Annotated in this window: 2 protein-coding genes; both read left to right on the forward strand. The window is 43.6% G+C overall.

Annotated features, from left to right (window positions below):
- Nucleotides 1-75: 75 nt before the first annotated feature.
- A complete protein-coding gene (locus IDZ20_RS10945) occupies nucleotides 76-480 on the forward strand; it encodes a hypothetical protein (protein ID WP_188151475.1) in 405 nt (134 codons plus the stop codon).
- A gap of 126 nt (nucleotides 481-606) precedes the next feature.
- Nucleotides 607-1,068 (forward strand): DUF3224 domain-containing protein, encoded by a 462-nt coding sequence (locus tag IDZ20_RS10950; RefSeq protein WP_223144949.1) that lies wholly within the window; start codon nucleotides 607-609, stop codon nucleotides 1,066-1,068.
- Nucleotides 1,069-1,359 lie beyond the last annotated feature (291 nt).

Genomic DNA, 1,359 nt, shown 5'->3' on the forward strand with positions numbered 1-1,359 from the left:
CTTCGCCACTTTACCGCAAAACTCCACTCCACACGCGTCACAGGTTAACGCGGCGTTATGAGCCCCCAATGATTAATGAAAGAATTTGAAATTGAACTAAATAATGGAATAAATATTCCGCCTCGTCTCTCGGAGGCTACAGTTTCGAAGATGGAAGGCGTGCATCCTGGGGATATTGGAAATGGTAATGTGTGGTACTGGCTTCCTGAAAACGAAATTGATGGTCTGAAAATTATCTTTGGCTTTTGTTTCAATATCGGTGTACTTAAAAGCATAAATGTTTCCATTTCCAATCCAGAGATATACGGTGGTAGCTGGGATGATTTTGATGAGGCTCAAGAAAAGAGGCGTGCTAAAGATACCGAAAACTGGCTGGGTAGCAGAGGGTATGCAGTTGGTAACTATCCTTGGGGTAGTGTATGGGCTGGCTACGAAGGTAAGGGCGGTTTTGGTCAATCAGTCGTTCGGTTCATCTCATAACAAAAAGTTCAACCTGACCTCCGCTGCGTCGTTTGTTTTTGTGGCTTGTCGCTACGCTGCCACAAAAATCAAACAACTCCACTCCGGCAGGTTAACTTGGCGTTATGTGTAAATCAGGAATAATAAATGATTAATATATTAAAAATATTTATGGTATTAGTATTGGTTTTAATATCCATGAAAATATTAGCTGAGAATAACCAACAGGAGTTAGGAATGTCCGCTACAGGAACTTTTGAAGTAAAGCTTGATCCACAAAATGATGAAGGTGTACCCGCTGGCCGTATGGTAATCCATAAGGAGTATACCGGTGGTCTGGTAGGCAAGGGTGTGGGGCAAATGATAAGCAAGAGAACGGAAGGCGGGGCAGCGGTTTATTCAGCTATAGAAGAGTTTGAAGGTTCTGTAAACGGTAAAACTGGTTCATTTACGTTATTTCACAACGGTTTTATGTCAGCTTCTAAGCAATCTTTAGAGGTTATTATCGTAGAGGGTTCTGGTGCGGGAGAGCTAAAAGGTATCACGGGCAGCTTGGACATCATTCAAGAAAATGGCAAACATAGCTATGTACTTGAGTATCAGCAATAAACACATAACAAACAGCTCAAGCCGACCTCCACTGCGTTGCTCGTTTTGTGCTTTTCCGCTACGCTCGCACAAAACAATCAACTCCGTTCCGGCGGCTTAGCTGGGCGTTATGCGCGGTATTGAAAAAAGCGCTTTGTCGGGTTTAGGTTTGTGGTAATTGTCTTTTTGGTTTGTGCCCTCCAGCAGTGGTGTAGTAGGGTAAATCGCAGTGATGCAGTCAGGGAGTGGTAATCAATTTCTAGTCGGTCGTGTCCGTACTATGTCTCCCGTCGTTGTTCTCAGTGGTTTCTT

Origin of the sequence: Teredinibacter waterburyi (assembly GCF_001922985.1) — a bacterium.
GTDB lineage: Bacteria > Pseudomonadota > Gammaproteobacteria > Pseudomonadales > Cellvibrionaceae > Teredinibacter > Teredinibacter waterburyi.

Excerpts from the sequence above, each read along its gene's own strand:
- IDZ20_RS10945 (WP_188151475.1), top strand. The coding sequence starts at position 76 with ATGAAAGAATTTGAAATTGAACTAAATAATGGAATAAATATTCCGCCT.
- IDZ20_RS10950 (WP_223144949.1), top strand. The coding sequence starts at position 607 with ATGATTAATATATTAAAAATATTTATGGTATTAGTATTGGTTTTAATA.